This is a genomic window from Gordonibacter pamelaeae 7-10-1-b, assembly GCF_000210055.1.
In the GTDB taxonomy this organism is placed as follows: domain Bacteria; phylum Actinomycetota; class Coriobacteriia; order Coriobacteriales; family Eggerthellaceae; genus Gordonibacter; species Gordonibacter pamelaeae.
The window spans coordinates 1,546,343-1,547,728 of record NC_021021.1 but is presented as its reverse complement, the minus strand read 5'-3'; the positions used below and the strand labels follow the sequence as shown (position 1 = coordinate 1,547,728).

Sequence of the window (1,386 nt, the reverse complement as noted above, 5' to 3'; positions counted from 1 at the left end):
GGCCGTCCGTGATGCCCGAGATCGTGGGGATGGCGGAGGCGAAGCGTACTTCGGTACGCGAGTCTCCGGCATCGCCGCGAGATCGGGTGCCGCGGCCGGCCGCAGCGTCGAGAAGTTCCGGCGGCCGGGAGGCCGCCGGAACCACCAGGTCGTTCGGCCACTTCACCAGCACGCTTTCCGCGGCTTCGGCGGGGAGCAGCCCGGCCACCGCGCGGCGGACGGCCAGGGCGGTCACGAGGCTCAAGGTGGGGAGCAGGGCGGCGTCCACCGAGGGACGCAGCAGCAGCGACAGGTACAGGCCGCCCTCGGGACTCGCCCAGGTGCGGCCCTGCCTGCCGTAGCCGCCCGTCTGGCGACGGGCGCTCACAGCCAAGCCCTCGGGCTCGCCGGCTTCCAGCGCGCGCTTCACCTCGTCGTTCGTCGAGGTGACCTCGTCGAGCACGCGCAGGCGGAACGCGAGCGGCTCGCTCACAGCCGCGTGGCCTTCCCCACCGCCACGCGGTCGCGCGTCACAGAGGAGCCGTCGGCCAGCACATGGCCCGGCAGCAGCTCGAGAAGCGGCTGCACCACGAAGTCGCGCTCGAGGGCGCGCGGGTGCGGCAGCGTGAGCAGGTCGTTGTCCGTCACGTACAGCTGGTAGTCGATGATGTCGATATCGCAGGTGCGCGGCCCGTTCTCTCTCTCGCGCACGCGGCCCAGGCTGTTCTCGATGGCGTGCAGGTAGCCCAAAAGCTCCTTGGGCGCCAGGCCCGTGCGCAGCAGCACGACGGAGTTCACGAACACGTCCTGGTCGAGATAGTAGGCCGGCTCGCTCTCGTAGAAGCTGGAGATGTCCACGATCTGCGAGTCCGGCAGCGCGCACAGCTCGGTGACGGCCTGGTTCAGAAGCGCGATCTTGCCCTCGCGCTCCTCGCCCGGCTCGGCTACGAGCGGCACGTTGCAACCCAGGCCCAGCAGCGCGTAGGGGCGCAGGTCCTTGAGAGCCTTGGCCGTCTCGGCAACGTTGTGCGTGCGCACCACGTTCGCCCCCAGCTCGCAGGCCATGAGCGCCTCGGCAGCGGACGCCCGGTCGCGTTCGCGCGGCTCGTCGATACGGTACGCGTAGCCGATGTAGCTCTTGCGCGACAGCGCCGCCATCACCGGGTACCCCAGCCGTGCGAACTCCTGGAAGTTGCGCACGAGCTCGATGGTCTGCTTCGGCGTCTTGCCGAAGCCAGGGCCGGGATCGACGCAGATGCGGTCGTGCGCGATGCCCGCCGCCTCGAGCGCGGCTGCCCGGTCGCGCAGGTAGTCGCGCACATCGTTCACCACGTCGTCGTACACGGGATCGTCCTGCATGGTGGCCGGCTCGCCCTGCATGTGCATGACCACGAGCCCGGCGTCGCA

2 protein-coding genes are annotated in these 1,386 nt (G+C 70.3%); both read right to left on the bottom strand.

The features are described 5' to 3' along the window. On the bottom strand, positions 1–472 hold a 472-nt coding region (locus GPA_RS07150), incomplete at its 3' end, for a biotin--[acetyl-CoA-carboxylase] ligase (RefSeq protein WP_083808969.1). Next, the coding region (gene folK, locus GPA_RS07145; RefSeq protein ID WP_041240235.1) for a 2-amino-4-hydroxy-6-hydroxymethyldihydropteridine diphosphokinase at positions 469–1,386 on the bottom strand (918 nt) is incomplete at its 5' end. The genes GPA_RS07150 and folK, both read right to left, overlap by 4 nt.